Annotated in this window: 23 protein-coding genes; 14 read left to right on the forward strand and 9 right to left on the reverse strand. The window is 66.9% G+C overall.

What is annotated here, in order from left to right; translation table 11 throughout:
- The first annotated feature begins 7 nt into the window (after positions 1-7).
- On the forward strand, positions 8-205 hold the full coding sequence (locus tag ACZY0B_RS10185) for a (2Fe-2S)-binding protein (protein WP_463764045.1): 198 nt from the start codon (positions 8-10) through the stop codon (positions 203-205).
- A 48-nt stretch (positions 206-253) separates the two neighbouring features.
- On the opposite strand, the gene ACZY0B_RS10190 is transcribed toward ACZY0B_RS10185, so the two are convergent.
- Genes ACZY0B_RS10190 through ACZY0B_RS10205 form a run of 4 tightly spaced genes read right to left on the reverse strand, consistent with a single transcriptional unit; the run spans position 254 to position 3,179 of the window.
- Entirely contained in the window at positions 254-1,012 is a 759-nt protein-coding gene (locus ACZY0B_RS10190) for an enoyl-CoA hydratase/isomerase family protein (RefSeq protein ID WP_463763975.1), read from the reverse strand.
- Between the two features lie 37 nt (positions 1,013-1,049).
- Complete coding sequence (locus ACZY0B_RS10195; protein ID WP_463763976.1) at positions 1,050-1,493, reverse strand: PPOX class F420-dependent oxidoreductase; 444 nt, start codon at positions 1,491-1,493, stop codon at positions 1,050-1,052.
- Between the two features lie 9 nt (positions 1,494-1,502).
- Positions 1,503-2,204 (reverse strand): EthD domain-containing protein, encoded by a 702-nt coding sequence (locus ACZY0B_RS10200; RefSeq protein ID WP_463763977.1) that lies wholly within the window; start codon positions 2,202-2,204, stop codon positions 1,503-1,505.
- 39 nt (positions 2,205-2,243) lie between these two features.
- Positions 2,244-3,179, reverse strand: coding sequence for a hydrogen peroxide-inducible genes activator (locus tag ACZY0B_RS10205; RefSeq protein ID WP_463763978.1), 936 nt, complete (start codon positions 3,177-3,179; stop codon positions 2,244-2,246).
- A gap of 102 nt (positions 3,180-3,281) precedes the next feature.
- On the opposite strand from ACZY0B_RS10205, the gene ACZY0B_RS10210 reads away from it, so the two are divergent.
- Genes ACZY0B_RS10210 through ACZY0B_RS10220 form a run of 3 tightly spaced genes read left to right on the forward strand, consistent with a single transcriptional unit; the run spans position 3,282 to position 5,769 of the window.
- A complete protein-coding gene (locus ACZY0B_RS10210; RefSeq protein WP_463763979.1) occupies positions 3,282-3,869 on the forward strand; it encodes a peroxiredoxin in 588 nt (195 codons plus the stop codon).
- Between the two features lie 31 nt (positions 3,870-3,900).
- Positions 3,901-4,437, forward strand: a complete 537-nt coding sequence (locus ACZY0B_RS10215) for an alkyl hydroperoxide reductase (RefSeq protein ID WP_463763980.1) — start codon at positions 3,901-3,903, stop codon at positions 4,435-4,437.
- A gap of 18 nt (positions 4,438-4,455) precedes the next feature.
- On the forward strand, positions 4,456-5,769 hold the full coding sequence (locus tag ACZY0B_RS10220; RefSeq protein ID WP_463763981.1) for an alpha-amylase family glycosyl hydrolase: 1,314 nt from the start codon (positions 4,456-4,458) through the stop codon (positions 5,767-5,769).
- On the opposite strand, the gene ACZY0B_RS10225 is transcribed toward ACZY0B_RS10220, so the two are convergent.
- Positions 5,766-6,200: a DUF1810 domain-containing protein gene (locus ACZY0B_RS10225; protein ID WP_463763982.1), complete on the reverse strand. Its 435-nt coding sequence runs from the start codon at positions 6,198-6,200 to the stop codon at positions 5,766-5,768. The two genes, ACZY0B_RS10220 and ACZY0B_RS10225, sit on opposite strands and share 4 nt — an antisense overlap.
- 18 nt (positions 6,201-6,218) lie before the next feature.
- On the opposite strand from ACZY0B_RS10225, the gene ACZY0B_RS10230 reads away from it, so the two are divergent.
- The 7 genes from ACZY0B_RS10230 (at position 6,219) to ACZY0B_RS10260 (ending at position 13,312) form a co-directional block, all read left to right on the forward strand.
- Positions 6,219-7,454 carry an alpha-hydroxy acid oxidase gene (locus ACZY0B_RS10230; RefSeq protein ID WP_463763983.1) on the forward strand — a complete coding sequence of 412 codons (1,236 nt, stop codon included), beginning with the start codon at positions 6,219-6,221 and terminating at the stop codon, positions 7,452-7,454.
- A 48-nt stretch (positions 7,455-7,502) separates the two neighbouring features.
- Entirely contained in the window at positions 7,503-8,051 is a 549-nt protein-coding gene (locus ACZY0B_RS10235) for a CGNR zinc finger domain-containing protein (protein WP_463763984.1), read from the forward strand.
- An 89-nt stretch (positions 8,052-8,140) separates the two neighbouring features.
- Positions 8,141-10,459: an endopeptidase La gene (lon, locus tag ACZY0B_RS10240; RefSeq protein WP_463763985.1), complete on the forward strand. Its 2,319-nt coding sequence runs from the start codon at positions 8,141-8,143 to the stop codon at positions 10,457-10,459.
- 107 nt (positions 10,460-10,566) lie between these two features.
- Positions 10,567-10,956, forward strand: coding sequence for a nitroreductase family deazaflavin-dependent oxidoreductase (locus ACZY0B_RS10245; protein ID WP_463763986.1), 390 nt, complete (start codon positions 10,567-10,569; stop codon positions 10,954-10,956).
- Positions 10,957-10,995: 39 nt separating this feature from the next.
- Entirely contained in the window at positions 10,996-11,328 is a 333-nt protein-coding gene (locus ACZY0B_RS10250) for a TfoX/Sxy family protein (RefSeq protein ID WP_463763987.1), read from the forward strand.
- 43 nt (positions 11,329-11,371) lie between these two features.
- Complete coding sequence (locus ACZY0B_RS10255; protein ID WP_463763988.1) at positions 11,372-12,016, forward strand: endonuclease; 645 nt, start codon at positions 11,372-11,374, stop codon at positions 12,014-12,016.
- A 63-nt stretch (positions 12,017-12,079) separates the two neighbouring features.
- The gene (locus ACZY0B_RS10260; RefSeq protein ID WP_463763989.1) at positions 12,080-13,312 is read left to right on the forward strand and encodes an NAD(P)/FAD-dependent oxidoreductase; all 1,233 of its coding nucleotides are present in this window, start codon (positions 12,080-12,082) and stop codon (positions 13,310-13,312) included.
- Here the strand turns inward: ACZY0B_RS10260 and ACZY0B_RS10265 are convergent.
- From ACZY0B_RS10265 to ACZY0B_RS10275, 3 genes are all read right to left on the reverse strand, one after another.
- Positions 13,286-15,406, reverse strand: coding sequence for an NAD-dependent epimerase/dehydratase family protein (locus ACZY0B_RS10265; protein WP_463763990.1), 2,121 nt, complete (start codon positions 15,404-15,406; stop codon positions 13,286-13,288). The two genes, ACZY0B_RS10260 and ACZY0B_RS10265, sit on opposite strands and share 27 nt — an antisense overlap.
- A gap of 109 nt (positions 15,407-15,515) precedes the next feature.
- A complete protein-coding gene (locus tag ACZY0B_RS10270; protein ID WP_463763991.1) occupies positions 15,516-17,000 on the reverse strand; it encodes an acetyl-CoA acetyltransferase in 1,485 nt (494 codons plus the stop codon).
- Positions 17,001-17,068: 68 nt separating this feature from the next.
- The gene (locus ACZY0B_RS10275; protein WP_463763992.1) at positions 17,069-19,471 is read right to left on the reverse strand and encodes a CaiB/BaiF CoA transferase family protein; all 2,403 of its coding nucleotides are present in this window, start codon (positions 19,469-19,471) and stop codon (positions 17,069-17,071) included.
- 145 nt (positions 19,472-19,616) lie between these two features.
- Between ACZY0B_RS10275 and ACZY0B_RS10280 the strand changes: the two genes are divergently transcribed.
- Positions 19,617-20,516, forward strand: coding sequence for an undecaprenyl-diphosphate phosphatase (locus tag ACZY0B_RS10280; protein ID WP_463763993.1), 900 nt, complete (start codon positions 19,617-19,619; stop codon positions 20,514-20,516).
- Between the two features lie 5 nt (positions 20,517-20,521).
- Here the strand turns inward: ACZY0B_RS10280 and ACZY0B_RS10285 are convergent, their stop codons facing one another.
- Positions 20,522-21,028, reverse strand: a complete 507-nt coding sequence (locus tag ACZY0B_RS10285) for an N-acetyltransferase family protein (RefSeq protein WP_463763994.1) — start codon at positions 21,026-21,028, stop codon at positions 20,522-20,524.
- A gap of 94 nt (positions 21,029-21,122) precedes the next feature.
- Here ACZY0B_RS10285 and ACZY0B_RS10290 point away from each other — a divergent pair, with 94 nt between their 5' ends.
- Together ACZY0B_RS10290 and ACZY0B_RS10295 are read left to right on the forward strand one after the other, a co-directional pair.
- Entirely contained in the window at positions 21,123-21,971 is an 849-nt protein-coding gene (locus tag ACZY0B_RS10290; RefSeq protein ID WP_463763995.1) for an SDR family oxidoreductase, read from the forward strand.
- A gap of 46 nt (positions 21,972-22,017) precedes the next feature.
- Positions 22,018-24,405, forward strand: a complete 2,388-nt coding sequence (locus tag ACZY0B_RS10295; RefSeq protein ID WP_463763996.1) for a phosphoketolase family protein — start codon at positions 22,018-22,020, stop codon at positions 24,403-24,405.
- Positions 24,406-24,426 lie beyond the last annotated feature (21 nt).

A 24,426-nucleotide genomic window follows, 5' to 3' on the forward strand; every position in this document is an offset into this window, starting at 1 on the left:
TGCGCTGATGTACGTATGCCTGTGCGTGGGCGTCACCAATCACACCGTCGCCGAGTGCGTGGCCCGTGGCGCCTCCACCTCCAAGGAGCTGGCCGCGGCGTGTGGTGCCGGCGGCGACTGCGGGCGGTGCCGTCGTACGCTTCGGGCGATCATCGCCGCGTCGCAACAAGTCGACAGCGAGCTAGAATCTGCGGCGTCGCTCTAGCGGCGCAGGGTCGCACCGCGTTTCGTCAATTCCTTTTGGTTCAGTACTTCAGTTTTGCTTTCGCTCCGCGAAATCGGCCAAGGCCGCGGCGTTGGCCTGCGCGCCCATCAGCTCGGCGAAGTGCGCGTTTTCCCGCGCCGTTGCGGCCGCGATTTCCGGCCGAATCGGTTCGGTCATCGTGTGTTTGACCGCCATCAAGCTCGAAACCGGCCGGGAGGCGAGGATTTCGGCATATCGACGGGTCTCGGGCAGCAGTTCCTCGGGATTGCAGACCCGCCAGACCAGGCCCATCCGCAACGCCTCTTGCGCGTCAACCCACTCCGAGGACATCAGCAACCACGCGGCGTTCTGCCGCCCCACCAACTGCGGCAGCAGATAGGACGAGGCCGCCTCGGGGGCCACGCCCAGGCTGGTGAACGGACACTTCAGCCGCGCCGTCGTCGACATGAACGCCAGATCCGCGTAGCCGAGGATGGTGGCGCCGATCCCCACCCCTACGCCGTTCACGGCGCAAATCAGCGGCTTGGGAAACGCGCTCAGCGCGTCGATCATGCCCGGGAATCCGTGTTTGCCGGGAGCGAAGGCGGGGTCGGTGATGCGCGCCTGCATCTCGGCGAGATCGGTGCCGGCGCTGAAGCCGCGGCCGGTCCCGGTCAGCACCACGACCGCGATCTCCGGGTCGTCGGCGGCGGCCAACAGCGCCTCGGCGGTGGCGTCGTAGAGCGCTTCGTTGAAAGCGTTGAGCGCCTCGGGCCGGTTCAGCGTCAGGGTGCGTACCCGATTGGTGTCGTCGATCAGCAGCGTCACCGCTGCAGCCTAACGTCGCGCCGTCGCCGGCCTGACCTCACCCGTTGCTATAGACGCGAGTTGGCGCGATCAGCACCACGGCGCGGCGTTCGGATGCCATCACCCGGTCGTACTCGTCCCAGTCGTCGTGGGATCCGCCGGCGGCGGTGAAGACCTCGCGAAGCAGGAGTCGCAGCTGCTCGGCGTCGGCAAGCCACGGCCGCGAGTGATCGGGGCCGGCCAGTTCGGCGCGTCCCTCGACGGTCGCCCACTGCCAGCCGTTGCGGAACGTGACGGCCAGTTGCGGGCGCTCCCGGAGATTGGCGAGTTTGACTTTGCCGTAGGTGGTGAAACCGAGGACCATTTCACCGGTTTCCGGGTGCGGTAACAGTCCGACGTTGACCAGCGACGCCTGCACGGTTCCATCGGCACGAACGGTCGAGATCACCGCCAGTCCGCTTTCCCCTGCCGCCAGCGCCACCGCGTCGTTGAGTGTTGTCATCTGCGATCCTCACGTTCTAAAAGCTGCCTTGAACACGTAGCGGCTGGTTGGCACCGTGTCGATGTTCTCGTTAGCGCCGAATGCAGTCGTGCTGGCGACCATCCGGCCCAGCCGGTGCCGTAGGTCGTCATCGTCGGCGGCCCCGAAAAACGCCTTCAGATCAGTGACCGCCTCATCGGGGAACAACTCCTCGACGATGCCCGCGATTCCCGGCGCGTCGGGAGTCAGCGCCCGCACCACCCAGTTCTGGGTATAGCCGAACGTCGCCTGTGTCTCAATGGCCACCGAGGTGTGGTCGCGCTGCCAACGGGTGAGCCAGGTCGCCTGGTCCATGTCCGGGGGCCGGCGGAGCAGCGCGATGTTCGCTAAACCCGTTGTGCGAGAACCAGGCTCGCCGACCGGAGCGGCCAGCGGGACCGACTCGGTCACCAGGTAGGCGGCGAGCTGCTCACATTCGGCCTCGAGCAGAGCCAGCGCCGCGGTCATCTGTTCGCCGTAGCACTGCTGCGTCCACATGCTCACCACGGCACCGGCCGGTGGGTCCATGGTCGTCAGCGTCATCAGCGAGTGCCGCACCGCGCCGTCGCGGACATTGACAGCCAACCCGGGCAGGCCCAGGCCCAACAGCGCATCCGCCACCGGGCCCCGTTGGCGGGCACACCAATCGTCGTCCGCGTCGGCGCGCATCAGCACCGCGATCACCTTTTCCATAGGGGTGAACCTACCGTCGGGGCCGGCCCTGCAGTGCCGCTATTTGACCACACGAACCTGCTGTTCACTGCCGATCGACTCCCCGATGATGCCGGCGAGCCGCCGATAGGATTCGTCGCGGCCGCTAGAGGACCGGAACACCAGGCCGATTCGTCGACCGGGGCGTGGAGTGGCGAACTGCGCGAGCCCGAGCTGGCTTCGCGCGGCCTCCACCGGCGCAGCGCTCTGCGGGATCAAAGTCACCCCCAGCCCGCCGGTCACACATTGCACCGCCGTCGCCAGCGATGCGGCCCGGGTATCGGCGAGTTCAGCACGGACCCCCGCCTTCTGGCAGACGTCCAGAGCCTGATCGCGCAGGCAGTGGCCCTCGTCCAGGAGCAGCAACGGCAAGTCCGACAACGCCGATACCGGCACCCGGCGCTTGCCTGAGAGTGGGTGCCCGGGCGGTACCGCAAGTAAGAAATCCTCTTCATAGATCGGGACTTCGGTGATCCCGCTGGGGTCGGCGGGCAGTGCGATCAGGGCCGCGTCCAGTGCACCGCCGCGCAGCGCCGCCAGCAGGCGTTCGGTCTGGTCTTCGATCACCCGCAGCGTCAGCGCGGGAAGGCGACTGGAGAGTCCGGCCAGCACGGTGGGCAGCACGTAGGGCGCCACCGTGGGGATCATGCCGAGCCGCAGCGTGCCCTGCAGTGGATCCGACGTCCCCGCCACGGCGGCGGTGAACGCCTCCGCGGCCTCGACCACGGCTTGGGCGAGCGGCAGGAGGTGCGTACCTTCGCGCGTCAAGCGGACACGCCGCGTCGAACGCTCGACGAGATGGGCGCCCAGGCCGGTCTCCAGCGCCGCCAGCGCCTGCGAGAGCGTCGACTGGCTGACACCGAGAGCCGTTGCGGCACTACCGAAATGATGCCTCTCAGCTACCGCTGTGAAGGCCCGCAGCCCGGCGAGGGTCGGCTGAAAACTCTTATCGGTCATGGCAATAAGTATAGTGCGATATATCACCTTTACTTCAGACGCCGCTCCCGGCACCATGGTGGAAGACACTTAATCTTGACTTAATCCAGATAAGGAGCGGATATGTCATTGCTTACGATCGGCGACCAGTTCCCCGCCTACGAGCTGACCGGGCTGATCGGCGGCGACCTGTCGAAGGTCGACGCGACACAACCCGAGGACTACTTCAGGACCATCTCCAGCGACGACTACCCGGGCAAGTGGCGGATCGTCTTCTTCTGGCCGAAGGACTTCACCTTCGTCTGCCCGACCGAGATCGCCGCGTTCGGCAAGCTGAACGACGAGTTCGAGGATCGCGACGCGCAGGTGCTCGGCGTCTCGGTTGACAGTGAATTCGTGCATTTCCAGTGGCGCGCCCAGCACGAGGACCTCAAGAAGCTGCCGTTCCCGATGCTCTCGGACATCAAGCGCGAGCTCGCCTTGGCCACCGGAGTGCTCAATGACGACGGCGTCGCTGACCGCGTCACCTTCATCGTCGACCCCAACAACGAAATCCAATTCGTCTCGGCGACCGCAGGATCCGTGGGGCGTAACGTGGACGAAGTGCTGCGGGTCCTGGACGCTCTGCAATCCGACGAGCTATGTGCCTGCAACTGGCGCAAGGGCGACCCGACCCTGGATGCCGGCGAACTGCTCAAGGCCTCGGCGTAATCGAGGCCCCGATATAGGCATTGGAGGCGAAATGACCGTAGAGAATCTCAAGGACGCGCTGCCTGAGTATGCCAAGGATCTCAAGCTCAACCTCGGCTCGATCACCCGCACCACCGTGCTGAACGACGAGCAGTTGTGGGGCACCCTGCTGGCCAGTGCCGCGGCAACGCGAAACACCCAGGTGCTGGCTGAGATTGGGGCCGAGGCCGCAGACAATCTGTCTGCCGAGGCGTACCAGGCGGCGCTTGGAGCCGCGTCCATCATGGGCATGAACAACGTGTTCTACCGTGGCCGCGGGTTCCTGGAGGGCAAGTACGACGACCTGCGCGCCGGATTGCGGATGAACATCATCGGCAACCCGGGCGTGGACAAGGCGAACTTCGAACTGTGGTCGTTCGCGGTGTCGTCGATCAACGGGTGCTCGCACTGCGTCGTCGCCCATGAGCACACACTTCGTGAGGCCGGTGTGGAACGCGAAGTGATTTTGGAAGCGCTGAAGGCCGCCGCGATCGTTTCCGGTGTGGCCCAGGCGATCACCACCGCCGAAACACTGGCAAGCGTCGGCTGATCGCTTCTTGACTCGCGTATGACGTCGTCCTGGGTTCTGCACGCGATCTGGTGGCAGGTCTATCCCTTGGGCTTCGTGGGAGCGTTTCCCACGCCCGAGGGATCGACGCGGGCGGATCGGGACGAGCACCGGTTGCGGCGGCTCGTCGAGTGGTTCGATCACGCCATCGAGCTGGGAGCATCCGGAATTGCGCTGGGGCCCATCTTCGCCTCGCGCACACACGGTTACGACACCACGGATCACTTCCGAATTGACCCCCGGCTCGGTGACGACGCCGATTTCGACTATCTCGTCGCCGAGGCGCATGGCCGCGGCTTGCGGGTGCTGCTGGACGGCGTGTTCAACCATGTCGGTGTCGACTTCCCGCGACATCGCGAAGCGACACACGACGATGCGGCGGCGCGCTGGTTTCGCGGGCGCCCCGGTCGTTTTCATACCTTCGAGGGGCATTCCGAACTCATCACCCTCAACCACGACAACCCCGACGTCGTCGATTACGTCGTCGACGTGATGGCGCACTGGTTGCGGCGAGGCGCGGACGGCTGGCGGCTGGATGCGGCTTATGCCGTGCCACAACAATTCTGGGCGAAGGCGCTACCGAAAGTGCGCGAGCGCCATCCCGACGCCTGGTTCGTCGGCGAACTAATCCATGGCGACTACGCGGCGATCGTCGAGGAGGCGACGTTCGACTCGGCCACCCAGTACGAGCTGTGGAAAGCCATCTGGAGCAGCCTCAACGACGGCAACTTCTTCGAGCTGGACTGGGCCTTGCAGCGGCACAGCACGTTCTTGGCCAGCTTCGCGCCGTTGACGTTCGTCGGCAATCACGACGTCACCCGCATCGCCAGCCGACTGGAAAACGTCGATCATCTGCCGCACGCCCTGGTCCTGCTGTTGACGATCGGCGGTGTGCCCAGCGTGTACGCCGGTGACGAGTTCGGATTCCGCGCTGTCAAAGAGGAGCGGTACGGCGGCGATGACGCCGTACGCCCGGAGTTCGCCACTCCCCCATTGCAATTGGACGACTTCGGTGCCGAGATGTGGCAACTTCACCAATTCCTGATTGGGCTGCGCCGTCGGCATCCCTGGCTGTGCGCGGCCACCACCACTGCGCTGCGGCTGGCCAACGAGCACTACGTCTACGAGACGCGCAGCGGCGACGATGCGCTGTTGGTTGCGCTCAACATCGACGACAAGCCGTTGCGGCTGGTGCTGCCGGAATTGGGCCCGGCGCGCGTCGAGGTGGTCGCCGGATCCGCGGCCCCACCCGGCGAGGTCGTCGACGAGGTGACCGTCGAGCCGCACGGCTGGCGAATCCTGCGGCCCGCTTAGTCGTGCAGCCGGGCCAGCGTCAGTGGGTCCTGCTCACCGCGGTAGTAGTTGTCCAGCAGTGTGGTGAAGTCCTGGCGGTCGTCGGTGGCGAGTGCGAACAGCGTCATCGACGAACGCAGCTTGAGATCGTCGGGTGAACCGAAAATCGCCGAGATCGAACGGCCTTGCACCTGATTGACCAGTTGGGCGCACTCGTGCAAGCGCGGCCCCAGCAGCTCGTGCCCCAGATAGGCGCGGGCCTCCTGCAATGACGAGATGCCGTAGTGCACCGCCGTCGGGCTGCTGCCCAAGCCGCGCAACTGCGGGAAGACGAACCACATCCAGTGACCGCGTTTTCGTCCGTCGCGCAACTCCTCGACGACGGTGTCGTAGACCGGAGCTTGCGCGACAACGAAACGTGTCAGATCGAAGGGGTCGTCTGCCGAGTCCATATGACTACGGTGGCATACATGGCCGTCAAACGACGCATGCCCAAAGCCCGCGACATCGCGCCGCTGCTGCAGTTCAAGCGGCCGCAGTTTGACGCGACCAAGCGCCGGCTCGACGCCGCATTCACGATCGACGATCTGCGACACATCGCCAAACGCCGCACCCCCAAGGCGGCATTCGACTACACCGACGGTGCGGCCGAGGACGAACTGTCGATCGCGCGCGCCCGACAAGCCTTCCGCGACATCGAGTTTCACCCGACAATCCTGCGCGACGTCAGCAACGTGACAGCAGGGTGGAATGTGCTGGGTCAGCCGGTCGCCTTACCGTTCGGGATCGCGCCGACCGGATTCACCCGGTTGATGCACACCGAAGGTGAGATCGCCGGCGCCGCGGCGGCGGCCAAAGCCGGCATTCCGTTTTCGCTGTCCACGCTCGGCACCTGCGCGATCGAAGACCTGGTCACCGCTGTCCCGCAGGGCCGCAAATGGTTTCAGTTGTACATGTGGCGCGATAGGGAACGCTCGATGGCGCTGGTGCAGCGTGCCGCCGATGCCGGTTTCGACACCCTGCTGGCCACTGTCGATGTTCCGGTCTCCGGCGCGCGCTTTCGCGACAACCGCAACGGGATGACCGTCCCGCCCACGCTGACGCTGCGGACCGTGCTGGACGCGCTGCCGCACCCGAAGTGGTGGTTCGATCTGCTGACCACCGAGCCGCTGGCCTTCGCGTCGCTGGATCGGTGGTCGGGCACCGTCGGCGAGTACCTGAGCACGATGTTCGATCCCAGCCTCACCTTCGACGACCTGGCCTGGATCAAGGACCAATGGCCCGGCAAGCTCGTGGTCAAGGGCATTCAGACGCTCGATGACGCGCGCGCCGTGGTGCAGCGCGGCGTCGACGGCATCGTGTTGTCCAATCATGGTGGCCGCCAGCTAGATCGGGCCCCGGTGCCCTTCCACTTGTTGCCTGCGGTGGCGCGCGAGGTCGGTAAGGACACCGAGATCCTGGTGGACACCGGCATCATGTCGGGCGCCGACATCGTGGCAGCGATCGCGCTGGGGGCACGGTGCACGCTGGTGGGGCGGGCCTATCTCTACGGGCTGATGGCCGGTGGCGAAGCGGGTGTGAACCGAGCTATCGAAATCCTGGAGACCGGGGTGCTCCGGACGATGCGGTTGTTGGGTGTGACGTGTCTCGAGGAGCTTTCAGCCGCGCATGTGACGCAGCTGCGGCGGCTTGCTCCGGTCGAGTAAGTCAGCGGATCGGTTGCGGGCGGTCCTGAAACCTGCCAAGGTGGTTACGTGGAATTCAGGTTCGTATGCGGCCGGGCGTGCCTCAACTTCGCGGGCACGATGAAACATCGCAACACCTCACGCGAGGAGCGGTTGACCGAACCTGCAGTGCTATCGGAATGGGCCGTTGCGGCGGGGCTGGTAGATATTGGAATCGACGTCACCGACGACGATCTCGGCACCGCGATCGAGGTGCGCGAAGCGATCTACCGGACGGTCACCGCCCGACTCGACGACCGCGAGCCAAAAGCGGCTGACGTCGAACTGCTGAACATGCACGCGTCGCAACCTCAGCTGACTCCCCGGCTGCTGCCCAACGGCACTACGAGTCGCGAGGGCACCGCGTCGCAACTACTCGCCAGCCTGGCCGCGGACCTGCTCGACCTGCTCGCGGGTCCCGAAATCGGCAACGTCAAACGGTGCGCCCACCCGAACTGCTCGCTGCTCTACGTCGATTCCTCGCGAGCCAAGAACCGCCACTGGTGCGGGATGGCGACCTGCGGCAACAAGGTGAAGGTCCAGGCTTTCCGGGCCCGCCAGCGCGCCTCCGCTAATTGACCCAGGTCACACCGCACGTCCGAGGTCCGTCGGGAACAAAAACCATCCGGCAAAGGTTGAGCGCAACAGACTAAACCTTTGGAGAAAAGATGTCTGAAGCTAAATCAGTGCCGGTGTTGTTCGTTACCGACACGATCGTGTTGCCCGGAATGGTTGTGCCGATTGCCCTGGACGATGCCGCGCGGGCGGCCATTGACGCAGCCCAGGCCAGCGAATCAGGTGAACTGCTGATCGCGCCCCGGCTGGAGGACCGCTACGCGTCCCATGGCGTGATCGCGAAGGTTCTCCAGGTCGGGCGGATCCCCGGCGGTGGTGGTACCGCCGCCGTCGTGCGGGGCGAACGCAGGGCGCAGATCGGCGCGGGAGCCTCCGGCCCCGGCGCGGCCTTGTGGGTCGAGGTGACCGATGTCGATGACGTGGACCCCACCGACGAAGTCAAGGCGCTCGCGGCGGAGTACAAGAAGCTGTTGCTGGCGATGCTGCAACGGCGCGAGGCGTGGCAGATCATCGACTACGTCAACAGCCTGACCGACCCGTCCGCGCTGGCCGACACGTCGGGGTACGCCTCGTACCTGACCGACGTGCAAAAGCGCCAGCTGCTGGAAACCGTCGACGTCGCCGAGCGGCTGCGCGTGCTGATCGACTGGACCGGCGACCACTTGGCCGAAGTCGAAGTCAACGACAAGATCGCCGAGGATGTGCGCGACGGCATGGAGAAGACGCAGAAGGAGTTCCTGCTGCGCCAACAGCTCGCCGCCATCCGCAAGGAGCTGGGCGAGGGTGAGCCCGACGGTTCCGATGATTACCGCGCCCGCGTCCAGGACGCCGACCTGCCCGAGAAAGTGCGCGAGGCCGCGCTGCGAGAGGTCGGCAAGCTGGAACGCTCCAGCGACCAAAGCCCGGAAAGCGGCTGGATTCGCACCTGGCTGGACACCGTGTTGGACCTGCCCTGGAACGTCCGCACCGAGGATTCGACGGATCTCGCCGCGGCGCGGGGCATCCTGGACGCCGACCATCACGGCCTGGACGACGTCAAGGACCGCATCGTCGAATATCTGGCCGTGCGTGCGCGGCGGGCCCAGCGTGGGCTGCAAGTCGTCGGCGGCCGAGGCTCTGGCGCGGTGATGGTGTTGGCCGGTCCGCCCGGGGTCGGTAAGACCTCGCTGGGCGAGAGCGTGGCCAGGGCGTTGGGCCGCAAGTTCGTGCGCGTCGCGCTGGGCGGCGTGCGCGACGAGGCCGAGATCCGCGGGCACCGGCGCACCTACGTCGGTGCATTGCCCGGTCGGATCGTGCGCGCGATCGGCGAGGCGGGATCGATGAATCCCGTTGTGCTGCTGGACGAAATCGACAAAGTCGGTTCCGACTATCGCGGCGACCCGAGCGCGGCACTGCTCGAGGTGCTGGACCCGGCGCAGAACCACACGTTCCGCGACCACTACCTGGATCTGGACCTCGACCTGTCCGACGTCGTGTTCCTGGCCACCGCCAACGTGATTGAGAACATCCCGTCGGCGCTGCTGGACCGCATGGAGCTGGTGGCTATCGACGGCTACACCGAGGACGACAAGGTCGCCATAGCACGCGAGTACCTGCTGCCCCGGCAACGGGAGCGGGCGGCGCTGACCGCCGAGGAGGTCGCAGTCACCGACGCCGCGCTGCGCAAGATCGCCGCCGACTACACCCGCGAGCCCGGTGTTCGGCAGTTCGAGCGGCTGCTGGCCAAGGCGCTGCGCAAGGTCACCACGAAGATCGCCGACGAACCGGTGACGATCGACGAGCCCGATCTGGTCGATTACCTTGGCAGGCCGCGGTTCACCCCGGAGTCGGCCGAACGCACCGCGGTGCCCGGCGTGGCGACCGGTCTGGCCGTTACCGGGCTGGGCGGCGACGTGCTCTACATCGAAGCCGGGGCAACCGAGGGTGAGTCGGGTCTGCAATTGACCGGCCAGCTGGGTGAGGTGATGAAGGAATCGGCGCAGATCGCGCTGTCCTACGTGCGCTCGCACGCCGCCGAACTCGGCGTCGACCCCAAGTCGCTCGACCGGCGCATCCACGTGCACGTGCCCGCCGGTGCTGTGCCGAAAGATGGTCCGTCGGCCGGGGTCACGATGGTCACCGCGCTGGTGTCGATGGCCACCGGACGTCAGGTCCGCTCGGATGTCGGCATGACCGGCGAGGTCACGCTGAACGGCCGGGTGCTGCCGATCGGCGGTGTCAAGCAGAAGCTGCTGGCCGCCCAACGTGCCGGTTTGTCAACGGTTTTCATCCCGGCGCGCAACGAGCCGGACTTGGACGATGTGCCGGCCGAGGTGCTCGAGGCGCTCGAGGTCAAACCGATGACCGATGTGGCGGAGATCGTCGCGCAGGCATTGGAACCGGCGGCACAGACCGCTACCGTGGCGGCCTGACGTACCTATCCCCGCCGGTCCTTGGCGTTCACCGTTCCCCGCGAGTGGGTGCTGCGTCTCGTTGGGGTCCCCGCTTCGCGGCTCGGGTAGGGGCTAGGTTGGACGATATGACCGGTATTGGGGATCTCAAACGGCAAGTAGTGCATCGCGTTCAACGACTGGTGGTCAATCCGGTGGGCCGGCAATTGCCGGTGACCATGCTCGAAACGACTGGTCGCAAGAGCGGGCAGCCGCGACACACCCCGGTCGGCGGACGCCTGGTGGACAACAAGTTCTGGATGGTCTCCGAACACGGTGAGCACTCGGACTACGTCCGCAACATCAAGGCCAACCCGGGTGTCCGAGTGCGCCTCGGCGGTCAATGGCGCCACGGAACCGCGCACCTGATGCCCGACGATGACCCGGTGCAGCGGCTGGGCAATCTGCCGCGGCTCAACAGCGCGGTGGTGCGCATCATGGGCAGCGAGTTGCTGACCATCCGGGTGGATCTGGACTGACCAGGCCACGGTATCGGTGCGGACGGTTAGCGTCGGCGCATGGCATACGACCTCGAACTCGCTAACCGGATCCGCGAGTTGCTGGCAGCGCAGCGCGGTCTCGACGAGAAGTCGATGTTCGGCGGGCTCGCGTTCCTCATCGGCGGCAACATGGCGGTAGTGGCCAGCGGCAAGGGCGGATTGATGGTGCGGGTGCCGCCCGAGGACACCGCCAAGCTGCTGGATCGCCCCCACGTCAGCCCGATGGTGATGGCCGGCCGCGAAACCCGGGGCTGGTTGCGTGTCGACGCCGAGGGCGTGAAAACCAAACGCCAGCTTGAGAGTTGGATTACCCGGGGCGTCGGGTACGCGCGCAGCCTGCCGCCGAAGTAACCGAGCCGGTTTGTCCTCGCCCGTCGCGGGTACGCGCCGACGTATGAGCGGGTCGGACGGGTCCAAGCAGCTGGTGCGACGTGTGCTCAAGGCCGGCGGCACCACGTACGCGGACGAGGCGGGAATTCGGATCAACGACAAGCCGATGCCGCTGTTTCAACTGCTGGTGTTGTGCATGCTCGCCAGCAAGCCGATCGATGCCGCTATCGCCATGCGCGGGGCGCGGGAGCTGTTCAGGGCGGGCCTGCGCACGCCCAAGGCCGTCCTGTCGGCCGACCGGCAAACGATCATCGACGCCTTCGGTCGCGCTCACTACGTGCGCTACGACGAAAGCTCGGCCACTCGTCTCACCGAGATGGCGCAGCGGGTGCGCGACGAGTATTCCGGTGATCTGCGCGAAATGGCCGATCGCAGTCACCGCGACGTCGGCGGGGCGAAGCGGATGCTGAAGGAATTCAAGGGAATTGGCGATACCGGCGCCGACATCTACCTGCGCGAGATTCAAGACGTGTGGACCTGGGTGCGCCCGTACTTCGACGACCGTGCCACGGGCACCGCCAAGCAACTGGGACTGCCCACCGATCCGGCCAAACTGGGAGCGCTCGCGCCGCGCGCCAACGCGCGGCTGGCTGCCGCCCTGGTTCGGGCGTCGCTGGACGACGACCTGCGCGGGCGGATGGCCGGCTAGCGGTCTTTCGTGTTAGCCCGGCGCGAGTAGGGTGGAAAACGCGACACGAACGGAGCAGCGATCATGGCCAGCTCGAATACATTCGTCATCGTCGGCGGCGGACTCGCCGGAGCAAAAGCGGTAGAAGCTCTGCGCGACAACGGCTTTGACGGAAAAATCCGTCTGTTCGCCGACGAGCCACATCTGCCCTACGAGCGACCTCCGCTTTCCAAGGAGTATCTCGCCGGGAAGAAATCGCTGACGGACTTCACCGTGCAGAATTCCGACTGGTACTTCGACCAGAAGGTCGACTTGAGACTGGGATCGCGGGTGTCCAGCCTGGACCCCGCCGCGCACACCGTTGGACTTCGCGACGGCACCACAGCGCGCTACGACAAGCTGCTGCTGGCAACCGGGTCGGCGTCACGGCGCCCACCGATCCCCGGATCGGAGGCCGATGGAGTCCACTACCTGCGCAGCTACGACGACGCGGAACTGCTGAATTCCGTTCTGACCGAAGGATCTTCGTTGGCCGTCGTCGGCGCCGGGTGGATCGGACTCGAGGTGACCGCTGCTGCCCGCCAGCGCGGCGTCGCGGTGACCGTCGTCGAGGCCGCCAAACAACCCTTGGTGGCCGCTCTCGGCGAGAAAGTCGGCGAAGTGTTTGCCAACCTGCATCGCGACCACGGCGTGGATTTGCGGCTGCGGGCAGAGGTGGAGGAGATCTCCGCGGCGGACGGGACGGCCACCGGGCTACGGATGCGCGACGGTTCGACGGTCGCCGCCGACGCCGTATTGGTGGCCGTCGGTGCCAAGCCGAACGTCGAACTCGCCGAGCAGGCAGGGCTGTCCCTGGGCGATGGCGGCGTGCTCGTCGATGCGTCGCTGTGCACCAGCGACCCCGACATCTACGCGGTCGGCGACATCGCGGCTGCCGAGCATCCGTTGTTCGGCACCCGAATCCGCACCGAACACTGGGCCAATGCCCTGAAGCAACCCGCGGTGGCTGCGGCCGGAATGCTCGGCAAGCCAGGCGAATACGCGGAGCTCCCCTATTTCTTCACCGATCAGTACGACCTCGGAATGGAGTACGCCGGACACGCACCCGACTTCGAGCGGGTGGTCTTCCGCGGCGACGTGGCCGGGCGCGAATTCGTCGCGTTCTGGCTCGACGGCGACAACCGGGTGCTGGCCGGGATGAACGTCAACATCTGGGATGTGCTCGACGACGTCAAAGCGCTGATCCGCTCCAGGTCTGCCGTCGACCCCGACAGACTGGCCGACCCGCAGTCACCCCTCGCCGATCTGCTGGTCTGACGTTCGGTCGACCGGCACCCAGGCGTGGTCGATGACTTCGGGCGGGTACTGCGCTTGCAAGCGTTCCCGCTCGGCGCGGCGACGCTTGATTCGCAACCGGGCATCCGCCGGCATGGTGACCAGTTCATCGCAGGTCAGGTAGTACACGTCATCGACCACATCGATCAGGTCGGCCGCGACTCGGCGAGATCCTAGCTCGCGCAACGTCATTCGCAACTCATGCGTGAACCGGAGGGTGGTGTCGTGGGCAAGCTCACGTGACACCCGGACGTTGTTCGCGATCCGCTGGACCAACGTCGGTGGCGGGTCCGGCTCGGCCGGTGCGGCGGCGGTGTCGGCTGCCGCGGCCAGCAGCATCGCCGGGTTGTCGCTGAAGACCCGGCTGGCCAGCTCGGCTTCCCCCGGGCCCCGGTGTCCGATCCGGCCGATCGCGCCCTCCAGCAGGCCGGCAGTGGGCGGAGACAACGCGCGGATGCTGGCGAGGTTGCCTTCCTGGGCCATCGCACGCAGCGGCGGGTCAGCACGTAACGCGGCCGTCAGCTCGGCGATCTCGTCCGCGACGCGCTCGCTCTCCATGATCGCGCCGACCCCCGGCACGCGAGAGCCCGCTGAGGTGTGCTCCAGCGCCGCTGCGGTGACACCGGAATCGATCAACCACAGCGCCGTGAGAATCCAGCCTTGGTGAATACGGTCCCGCAGTAACCGGGCCCGGACTCCCAGGCTCGCGTCGGACAACAGGCTCAACTGCGCGGCATCCCAATGCTCGACGTTCGCGGCGGCACTGTAGGCGCGCGTATCGGCTTTGAGATGACGCATCAGAGCCAGCGATCGTGATGTGGCGACCGCCTTGGCGACCAACCCAAGCGCTCCGCCGGCCAGCCGGGGCTGACCAAACGGCAGCACGTCCCCGACCTGCGGCTGATCGACCAAGGCGTGCTCGACCAGGGCCTTGTCATCCCAGCCGAGCAACTGGTTGGCGGCGACGGCGTTGGCCGACACCCCGACATAGGGCCGGTGACCGAACACCGCGATGGCCCTACTGCCCCACTCGTGGTCCACCACGCCGCCCAGGGCCAGCGCCTGACCCATCACCCGGCCGGCGGTACGCAGCCCACTCAACTGGACATCCAGCGTTATCGGGGTCAGCGGCCCGGGCAGCGCTTCGGTGAGGCCATTGGTGGCGAAGACCGGGAACCGGGGATCGATGCGGTCGTCGAACTCGCCCTCCACGCCGTCTGGAGCGGCGCTGCGCAGCTCGTCGGATGGCGCGGGCGCGACGACCTCCACGGGAAGCGCCATCTGTGCCCCGTGGCTGACCGCGCCGGCGGCGGCGGGTCGGCGGCCGACGAGTCCCCGCGCGGTGTCGGCGACGGCATCAAATGCCGGCCAGCCGAACTCGAACATCCAATCCTCTTGTGCAGAAACGATATCCATCGGAGGGATCAGCTCTGTCCAGCCGCGAATCCGGTGAATTCGGGACCGGGGGTCGACGGCCCGCAGCAACCGCCACGCGGTCACCACGTTGGTGGTGTCCGGGGTGGCGAGATCCACCACACCGGTGCGGTCGGTGTTCAGCGCCGACACGAGGAAGCGCACCAGGTCGTCGAGATGCAGCACCCGCATCGGCTGTGACGAGACTTTGGCGCGCAGCAGTGTGGCCACCGTGCGGCATACCATCCAGTCGAGCTGGCGGCCCACCGGCGGCGCGATCCGGACGATCAGACTCGGGCCGAGGCTGCTGGACACCAGGTCCTCGGCCGGCTCGTATACCTGCGGGGAGCCCGCGGCTTGGGACACGAACAACAGGCGCGCACCGGCGCGACCGGCCGCATGCGTGACATGTGCCACCCCGGTGATGTCCGCGCTACCCGGTGCGCTGGGTTCGACCGGAGCCAAATGGATCACCGCGTCGGCTTCATCGGCCAGTTCTTGCAGGACGGGGTCGCTCAACGGTGTGCAGACGAATTCGACCGCGGGGTCCAGCCGGGTGTCGGGGCGCTCAGAAATGCCCGTGACCGAATGCCCGGCAGCAATCAGCTGCCGTGCAACCAGCCTCCCGACCGTGCCGGTGGCGTCGGTAACCAGGATGTGCACCTGGGCTCACCTCCCCCAACGTCCCCTCTGACAATAGGCACGCCACCATCACTACGCGACCGTTACCGAGTGAACGGCACTTCTGCCTGGCGTTTTATTCCCGGCTGGGCTACTGCAGCGTGGCGCTGCCGTCCGTGGCGACGGCAACCTTGGCGCCACCGATGTCTTCACGAACAGTCGTCTGCGCCGAATCGGGATCGGTGATGACCGCCAGCGCTCGTGACCCGTCTTGTGTGCGCACAGCAACGAAAGCCTTCTCCGGCTGTCCGTCGCGGTCGAACGGCGTCGTCCACGCTTCGACGGTGCCGACGCCTTCCCACTGCACCACCGCCTCCCGGGTCGGCTCCTGCTCCACTGCGGATTGGGTGTTCTCCCAACGGAATTCGTCCGGCGGTTCGGTGCTGTAGACGCCGAAGCTGTGCTTGGTCAGGTAGCCCCCGTTGGCGGTGATCAGGGCGCGGCGGCCGGGATTGGCCACCAGCAGTTCGGCGACGGTGGCAATCGAATGCATGACGTAGTTGCTCCACGGGCCGCCGGCGAACGTCAGCCCGCCGGTGACGGTCAGCGGGCGGGCGGGGTCGTCGGTGCTCAAGCCTAATTCGGCGGCCGCCACCTGAACGGCGGACGGAAAGCACGAGTACAGGTCGACGTAGTCGACGTCGTCGATGCCGAGGCCGGCGAGCTCCAGTGCCCGCGCACCGGCGATCCGGATGGCAGTGGAGCGGTGCAGCTCGTCGCGCTCGGCGATCGAGGGCGTGTCGTAGGCGTCCGTGCCGGCGTGCGGGTAAACCCACTGCTCGGCGGGGATCCGCAGCCGCGTGGCCTGCTCGACCGACGTCAGGACCAGGGCGGCGCCCTGATCGACCATGTTGTTGGAGTTCATCAGCTTCGTGTACGGCCAGCTGATCATCCGGTTCTGCGGGCCGGGCCGGCAGATCTCGGCCGCGGTCGCCGGTTTGCGGATCCACGCGTGCGGATTGCCGACCGCGACGGCATTGAAGCCTGCCCACAGCTCGCCGATGCGGTTGCGGTGGTCTTCGACCGACTCGCCGTTCGCGATGCGAAGCGCCTGCTCGAATAGCGGATAGACGTAGGCCGGCCGGTCCAGCTTGATCCTGATCTCGGCGTCACCGGCCATCGGGACGTCCTCGCCGCTGACCTGTGCCTTCGGCACGGATTCGTCCTGAGCCGTCCACTCGAGCCTGCCGCCTTTGGCCTTCAGTCCTCGCCTGGTGCGCCAGGTCTCGGCGCCGGTAAGCAGCACGACGCCGGCGCGGCCCTGCTGGATGTCCAGGCACGCCTGGTTGAGCAGCGTCTGCGGCACGTTGCCGCCGACCGGGCTGTAGAGCGTCGTGAACTTCGGTGCGCCGATCCGCTCACCGACCAACAGCCCGGCGTCGCGGTAGCTCGCCGACAGGATGTTCACCACCCGGATGGAGTCCACGGCCTGCAGAACCCGGGTATCGGCGGCTTCCCGGGCGGCGGCGACCATCAGGTCGACGGGTTCGACCGAACGCGTTTCCGGGTCGATCTCGTCGCGGTGGTTGACCTGGCCGTTGCCGATCAGCACCGGTGTCCTGGGGTCGACGGGCATAGGACGAATTTATCCTGGCGACGACGCGGGCCCCGCCGGCGGCCCGGTGCCCAGGCGCGCGGGCGGGCTCAGGCTGTCGTGGCCGGCGCGAACAGCACCTGATCGGAGATCAGCCGGTCGATCTCCGCTGCGCTCATTCCCAGCAGTTTCAGGCAGAGCTCGCGGGTGTCCTGACCGGGCAGGGGCGCGGGACGTTGCGGGGCCGGCGGAATGTGGTGGAACGGCGCTGGGCCCGTCTCGGCCGGCAGCGGCCGCTCGACCAGCGGATGCACCATGTCGCTGAGCAGGTTTCGCTCGATCAGCTGCGGGTCCTGCAGAACGTCCGGCGGACGGTTCATCGGGCCGGCCGGAACCCCGGCCGCCTGCAGCGTTTCGGCGGCTCGTACCGGGGTTTGGGTGCGAGTCCAGGCGGAGACCAGCTCCACCAACTCCGCGCGATGGGCCACCCGCGACACCCCTGTCGCGAAGCGCGGATCGACGGCCAATTGCGGGTGCTGGAAAATTGCCGTGGCACAACGCCATTCGTCGTCTGAACGGATCGAGATGGCGCACCACTCGTCATCGCCGGCGCATGGGTAGACCGCGTGCACGCTGGTGTCATCGTGGACTTCGGCGACGCCGGCCCGCAACGCGGCCTGGGTGACGTACAGGGTGTCCAGTTGGTTGACGACGACCTCGGCCTGGGAGATGTGCACGTGTGCGGCGTCGCCGGTCCGGTCACGCCGGATCAGCGCGGCCAGCGCCGCGATCGCGGTGACCCGCCCCACCACGTGGTCCGGGAAGATGGTCGTCGCGTCGTAGAACGCATGCCGGGCGCCGGCGCCACGAGCTTCCGCGGAAGCTTCCTCGGATGTCCAGAGACTGGTCACGCCGGTGGTGGCACGAACCAACGGGCCATAGCCCATGCGCCTGCTCCACGGCCCCCGGTTTCCAAAGGCGCTGCTGCCCGCGAGCACGATCCGCGGGTTCAGCTCGCGCAACCTGTCGAAGGAAAACCCAAGCGAGGTAAGGGTTCCCGGCTTGAAGTTGGCGAACACCGCGTCGGCCTCGGCGACCAGACGCCCGAATATCTCTTTGCCCTGGCGGCTGCGCAGGTCGAGGCCCAGCGCCAGGTGGTTGCGGTGGGTCCAGGCGAACGACTCGCTCATTTCGTGGCCGACGCGCGACTGCCGCAATCCGTCGGGGTACTCGGTGCTTTCGACCTTGATGACCTGCGCGCCGAGGTCCCCGAAGAGCCGGCTGAGCTCGCCGCCGGCAACGATCACGCCCAGATCGAGGATCCTCAGGTCCTTGAACGGGTACTCGCCGGCCCGGCCCGTCGGAGATGCCGACACCGGGCCGGCCAGCCAGCGCGGTTGGTCGGCCCCGGCCGCCGGGGCCGGGGTCCGGAAGCCGGAGCGCTCGTCGTCGACGACGAAGTATCCGGTCGGCACGTCGGTGCGCAGCCCGGGGATCAGCTCGGCATTGGTGATCGCACCCACGGCCTGGAAGTGCTCGGAGGCCAGGATCCGCGACGGCGTCAACACCGCCGAGATGGGGACCCCGTGCGCCTGCCCCTCGGCGACCAGCTCCTTCATCGTCTTGTCCGCGAACAGCGCGTCAACCAGCACGCTGATCTGCGGCCAGGCGGCGAAGCGGGCGCCGAGCGTGTCGTACTTGGGGTCCTGGAATTCCTGCGGCTCCCCCAGCCAGCGGCGCAGGCCGCGCCACTGCCGCGGCGCCATGACACAGAGCCGGACATAGCCGTCCTGGCACGGACAGATCGGATAGGGGTCCTGGTTGCGCGGGCGACCCCGCCACGCGCTGCTGCGCTGTCCGGCGGTGGCCTGCCCGTGCGCGCCGAAGGCCGGGTCGAGCGCCATGACGACGGCATCGAACCGGGAGAAATCGATGTAATCGCCTGTGCCGCAACGCAGTCTGTTGTAGTACGCGACGAGCGCGGCCCAGGTGGCCTGCACGGCGGCGGTGGCCGAGGCGATACCATCGGGCGGCAACACCGGGGTGCCCGTGGTGGGGCCGGACCGTGACAGCGAGCCCGACATCGCGAACAGCACGGGGTCGGTCGCACTCCACGAGCAGCGCGGGCCGGTCGCGCCGAAGTCGCTGATCGACAGTGCGACCAGCTGCGGGTAGCGATCGGCCAGCTCGGCACACGACGTCCCGAACGCCGTGGTCTGACTTGCCGGGCCGGCGTCGACGACGATGTCGGCACCGCCGACGAGTTCGAAGAAGGTGCGGCGGTCGTTGTCGTCGAGCGGGTTGCACACCACGCTTCGCTTGTTGGCGTTGTGCACCGCGAAGCCGATGCCGGCGCCGGCCAGCGTCGGCCGGTCGTCGCGCGCCGGGCTCCCGCCCGGCGGCTCGACCTTGACGACGTCGGCCCCCAGGTCGGCGAGCAGGCGGGTCACCGCATCGGTGACCCCGGCGGACAAGTCGAGGACGCGCACCGCGGCGAGCAACCTGTCAGCCATGCGGTCACCGTACCGGCCCGCCGCAGCCGGGTGCCGTTTGGTAGTCAAAAGCTCAGTCGCCCAAGCTGGTTCGGGTCGGGATTCCCGACCCGCTACGCTCTGTAGATCTTTGCCCGACGACCGTTGAATGGAGGCGCGCTAACGGATGAGCCCGCACTTGAGCTACGTCGAAGCCGTGATAATCGGCGCTGCCCAGGGCATCACCGAGCTGTTCCCGGTGTCCAGCCTCGGGCACTCGATCTTGGTGCCGGCGCTGGTGGGCGGGCAGTGGGCCCAGGACTTGAACGTCTCCGCACCGCGATCGCCCTACCTGGCATTCATCGTCGGCCTGCACGTCGCCACCGCCGCCGCGCTGCTGGTGTTCTTCTGGCGTGACTGGCTGCGCGTCCTGGCCGGCTTCGCTTCCTCGGTGCGACATCGCCGGGTCGAGACTCCCGACGAGCGGTTGGCGTGGCTGATCGTTGCGGCCACCATCCCGGTGGGGCTGGCGGGACTGCTCCTGGAACAGCTGTTCCGCACCACCCTGGGCAAACCCATACCGGCGGCGGTCTTCCTGCTCATCAACGGGGTTGCCCTGTACGTGGGCGAAGTGCTGCGCCGTCGAGCGGCGGTTCCGGAGCACCTCCCGGTCGTGCACACAGGTGACGCCGTCGACGACCGGCTCGCCGAACTGCCGATCGGGCGGGGTGTGTTGATCGGTTGCGCTCAAATCCTGGCCCTCCTCCCAGGTATCAGCCGCTCCGGCATCACCATCGTGGCCGGCCTGTGGCGCGGCCTGTCACACGAGGACGCGGCCCGATTCTCCTTTCTGCTGGCGACACCCATCATCCTGGCCGCAGGGGTATACAAGATCCCAGATCTGTTCGGGCCGTTGGGAACCGGGATCGGCGGCCAGGTGCTGGCCGGCAGCATCGCCTCGTTCGTCGCCGCCTACCTCGCCGTCCGCTATCTCACCCGATACTTTCAGACCCGCACCCTGACTCCATTCGCCGTCTACTGCTCCCTCGCCGGGGCGGTCAGCTTGGCCTGGCTCACCCTGCGCTAGCTCCGCTAGAGCGTGCATCGATAGCGCACTTCGTCGACGGCCACGTCGCCGTAGGTCGACGTGCGTTGTGTCCCGTCACATCTCCAGCCGTCGCGTTCGTAGAACCGCCGTGCGCGCGCATTGCCGTCCAGCACCCACAGCGCGGCTGCCGACACGCCGACGCGGCGCAGCCGAATCCGGGCGGCCGTCATCAACAGACAGCCGACGCCGGTGCGCAGATATGCCGGATCGACGTAAATCGCCATCAGCTCACCGAAATTCGACAAGTCGTCGTCGCGGCACTGGCCGGTGGTGACCAGGCCGCACACCGTCGAACCGTCGACCGCGACCTGGGTGGACGGGAGCTGAAAGCCCATGCGGCCAAAGGTGTATCTGGTGGCCCAGGCTTCCGGGTCGAGGCCGTCGAGGTATTCCTGGGCGAGGAGCCCTTGGTAAGCCCACTGCCAGGATCGGACGTGTACGCGGGCCACGTCACGCGCATCGGCCGGGACTGCTCGTCGCACGCTGGGCATCGTTGCAGTATCGACTCCGCCAGGCGGCCCCCGCATCCGCGATTGTCACGGGGGCGTCATTGCGCCGCCCGAAGCCGAGTGCTGTGCTTAGCAGATGGCAGACACGGCATCCATCGGCCTCAAAGTCCAGGGCAAGGTCATCGTGATCACCGGCGGCGCACGGGGAATCGGCCTGGCCACCGCGACCGCCCTGCACAACCTGGGCGCCAAGGTCGCGACCGGCGACATCGATGAGGTCAGGGTCAAGGAGTCGGGCGCCGCGCTCGGCCTCGACGTCTACGGCAAACTCGACGTCACCGATCCGCATTCGTTTTCGGAGTTCCTCGACGAGGTCGAGCGCCAGCTCGGCCCGATTGACGTCCTGATCAACAACGCCGGCATCATGCCGCTTGGTCGGATTGTCGACGAGTCGGACGCCGTCACCCGGCGAATTCTCGACATCAACGTTTACGGCGTGATCCTGGGCAGCAAGCTCGCGGCACAGCGGATGGTTGCGCGCGGAACCGGACACGTCATCAACATCGCCTCGCTGGCCGGGGAGACGTATATCGCGGGAGCGGCCAGCTACTGCGCCAGCAAGCACGCGGTAATCGGCTTCACCGACTCGGCCAGGGTCGAATACCGCCAGGCCGGCGTGAAGTTTTCGGTCGTGATGCCCACGTTCGTGAACACCGAACTGATCGCCGGCACCTCCGGAGCCAAGGGAATCAAGAACGCCGAGCCGGCCGACATTGCCGAGGCGATCGTCAAACTGGTGGCTCATCCCAGGCCGCGGGTGCGGGTCACCAAGACCGCCGGCGCGATCATCGCGTCGCAGAAGTTCATGCCGCGCGGCCTGGCCGAGGAGCTGAACCGTGCCCTCGGCGGCGAGCATGTCTTCACCGACGACGTCGACATCGAGAAGCGCCGCGCCTACGAGGCCCGCGCGCGCGGCGAGGAGTGACTCACTCGTCTCGCGGCGTTCATCGGCGGCGCGGACAATCGGGCGGGTGAGCCTCGAAACCCCGACAACAGCGCCCGAAGCACTCTCCGACGACGAACTCACCCTGATCGACAAATACTGGCGCGCCGCGAATTATCTGTCGGTTGGGCAGATCTATCTGCTGGACAACCCGCTGCTGGCCGAACCGCTGGCGGCCGAGCACGTCAAACCCCGGCTGTTGGGGCACTGGGGCACCACACCCGGGCTCAACCTCATTTACGCGCACCTGAACCGGATCATCCGCAACCGCGACTCCAACGTCATCTACGTCACCGGACCCGGTCACGGCGGTCCGGGCCTGGTGGCCAACGCCTATCTCGAAGGCACCTACACCGAGGTCTACAGCGGTATCGGCGAGGATGCCGAAGGCATGCGCAGGCTGTTCCGTCAGTTCTCCTTCCCCGGCGGCATCCCCAGCCACGTCGCCGCGCAGACCCCGGGGTCCATCCACGAAGGCGGCGAACTCGGCTATGCGCTGGTGCATGCGTTCGGTGCGGCGTTCGACAATCCCGATCTGGTGGTCGCGTGCGTGATCGGCGACGGCGAGGCCGAGACGGGGCCGCTGGCGGCCGGCTGGCACTCGAACAAATTCCTCAACCCGGCCATCGACGGTGCAGTGCTGCCGATCTTGCACCTCAACGGCTACAAGATCGCCAACCCGACCGTGCTGGCCCGCATCCCGCACACCGAACTCGAATCGCTGTTGCGGGGCTACGGATACCGGCCGATCACGGTCGCCGGCGATGACCCGGCCACCGTGCACCAGGAGCTGGCCGCCGCGATGGACGACGCGTTCGACGATATTGCGGAGATTCAGCGGGCCGCGCGCAACGGTGAGACGGCCGAGCGTCCGGTGTGGCCGATGATCGTGCTGCGCACCCCGAAGGGTTGGACCGGGCCCAAGGTGGTCGACGGCAAACACGTGGAAGGGACCTGGCGCGCGCACCAGGTGCCATTGTCGGAGACGCACGAGAACCCCGCGCACCGCGCGCAGCTGGAAGAGTGGCTGCGCAGTTACCGACCCGACGAGTTGTTCGACGGGCACGGCGTGCTGCGCCCGGAGTTGCGCGATCTGGCCCCCATGGGTGACCGGCGAATGAGCGCCAATCCGCACGCCAACGGCGGACTATTGCTGCGCGAGCTGGATCTGCCGGACTTCCGCGACTACGCGGTGCCGGTGTCGCAGCCGGCCACGACGACACACGAGGCCACCCGGGTGCTGGGAACTTTCCTGCGCGACGTAATCACCCGCAGCCCGGACCGCTTCCGGCTGATGGGTCCCGACGAAACCGCCTCGAACCGGCTGTCCGCGGTTTTCGAGTCGACGGACAGGGTGTGGCTGTCGGAAACCGGGCCCGACGATGAAAACCTCGCGCCGGACGGTCGTGTGATGGAGGTGCTCTCCGAGCACCTGTGCCAGGGCTGGCTGGAGGGCTATCTGCTGACCGGGCGGCACGGGCTGTTCAACTGCTACGAGGCGTTCGTGCACATCGTCGACTCGATGCTCAACCAGCACGCGAAATGGCTGTCCACCAGCCGCGAACTACCCTGGCGGCGGCCTATCGCGTCGCTGAACTACCTCTTGAGCTCGCACGTGTGGCGCCAGGACCACAACGGCGCCTCCCATCAAGACCCCGGGTTCATCGACCTGGTCGCCAACAAGCGCGCCGAAATCGTGCGGGTCTACCTCCCGCCGGATGGCAACACGTTGCTGTCGGTGGCAGACCACTGCCTGCGCAGCCGGGACTACATCAACGTCATCGTCGCCGGCAAGCAACCCGCTCTGGCCTACCTCGACATGGACGAAGCAATAGACCATTGCACCCGTGGGCTGGGGATCTGGCAGTGGGCGAGCACCGCAGCCGGCGAACCCGACGTGGTGCTGGCCTGCGCCGGGGACGTTCCGACACTGGAGACCTTGGCTGCCGCCGACATTCTGCGCCGCGAACTGCCCGACCTGGCCGTGCGGGTCGTCAATGTGGTCGACCTGATGCGCCTGCAGCCGGACTCCGAGCATCCACATGGGCTGCCCGACAAGGAATTCGACGCTTTGTTCACCCGCGACAAGCCCGTCATCTTCGCTTACCACGGCTATCCCTGGCTGATCCATCGGCTCAGCTATCGCCGCACCAATCACTCGCACATCCATGTGCGTGGGTTCAAGGAGCGCGGCACCACGACGACGCCGTTCGACATGGTGATGCTCAACGACCTGGACCGCTTCCACTTGGTGATCGACGTCATCGACCGGGTCGACGGGCTGGCCAGCCGCGCCGCGCTGCTCCGGCAGCGAATGGTTGACGCGCGGTTGAATGCGCGCCGCTACACCCGTGAGCATGGCGAGGACGACCCGCAGATCGCTAACTGGACGTGGGAGTCGAGCCAGTCGACCTGAACTGGTGTCGGCAACCCGCAG

The organism is Mycobacterium sp. IDUB_19, assembly GCF_055419445.1.

Bases quoted from the DNA above. Each gene is read 5' to 3' on its own strand.
- ACZY0B_RS10220 (WP_463763981.1), top strand. From the start codon at position 4,456: ATGACGTCGTCCTGGGTTCTGCACGCGATCTGGTGGCAGGTCTATCCC.
- ACZY0B_RS10225 (WP_463763982.1), bottom strand. From the start codon at position 6,200: ATGGACTCGGCAGACGACCCCTTCGATCTGACACGTTTCGTTGTCGCG.
- ACZY0B_RS10200 (WP_463763977.1), bottom strand. From the start codon at position 2,204: ATGGAAAAGGTGATCGCGGTGCTGATGCGCGCCGACGCGGACGACGAT.
- ACZY0B_RS10185 (WP_463764045.1), top strand. From the start codon at position 8: ATGTACGTATGCCTGTGCGTGGGCGTCACCAATCACACCGTCGCCGAG.
- ACZY0B_RS10210 (WP_463763979.1), top strand. From the start codon at position 3,282: ATGTCATTGCTTACGATCGGCGACCAGTTCCCCGCCTACGAGCTGACC.
- ACZY0B_RS10245 (WP_463763986.1), top strand. From the start codon at position 10,567: ATGACCGGTATTGGGGATCTCAAACGGCAAGTAGTGCATCGCGTTCAA.
- ACZY0B_RS10280 (WP_463763993.1), top strand. From the start codon at position 19,617: ATGAGCCCGCACTTGAGCTACGTCGAAGCCGTGATAATCGGCGCTGCC.
- lon (WP_463763985.1), top strand. From the start codon at position 8,141: ATGTCTGAAGCTAAATCAGTGCCGGTGTTGTTCGTTACCGACACGATC.
- ACZY0B_RS10250 (WP_463763987.1), top strand. From the start codon at position 10,996: ATGGCATACGACCTCGAACTCGCTAACCGGATCCGCGAGTTGCTGGCA.
- ACZY0B_RS10270 (WP_463763991.1), bottom strand. From the start codon at position 17,000: ATGCCCGTCGACCCCAGGACACCGGTGCTGATCGGCAACGGCCAGGTC.
- ACZY0B_RS10260 (WP_463763989.1), top strand. From the start codon at position 12,080: ATGGCCAGCTCGAATACATTCGTCATCGTCGGCGGCGGACTCGCCGGA.
- ACZY0B_RS10275 (WP_463763992.1), bottom strand. From the start codon at position 19,471: ATGGCTGACAGGTTGCTCGCCGCGGTGCGCGTCCTCGACTTGTCCGCC.
- ACZY0B_RS10290 (WP_463763995.1), top strand. From the start codon at position 21,123: ATGGCAGACACGGCATCCATCGGCCTCAAAGTCCAGGGCAAGGTCATC.
- ACZY0B_RS10230 (WP_463763983.1), top strand. From the start codon at position 6,219: ATGGCCGTCAAACGACGCATGCCCAAAGCCCGCGACATCGCGCCGCTG.
- ACZY0B_RS10195 (WP_463763976.1), bottom strand. From the start codon at position 1,493: ATGACAACACTCAACGACGCGGTGGCGCTGGCGGCAGGGGAAAGCGGA.
- ACZY0B_RS10285 (WP_463763994.1), bottom strand. From the start codon at position 21,028: ATGCCCAGCGTGCGACGAGCAGTCCCGGCCGATGCGCGTGACGTGGCC.
- ACZY0B_RS10205 (WP_463763978.1), bottom strand. From the start codon at position 3,179: ATGACCGATAAGAGTTTTCAGCCGACCCTCGCCGGGCTGCGGGCCTTC.
- ACZY0B_RS10255 (WP_463763988.1), top strand. From the start codon at position 11,372: ATGAGCGGGTCGGACGGGTCCAAGCAGCTGGTGCGACGTGTGCTCAAG.
- ACZY0B_RS10215 (WP_463763980.1), top strand. From the start codon at position 3,901: ATGACCGTAGAGAATCTCAAGGACGCGCTGCCTGAGTATGCCAAGGAT.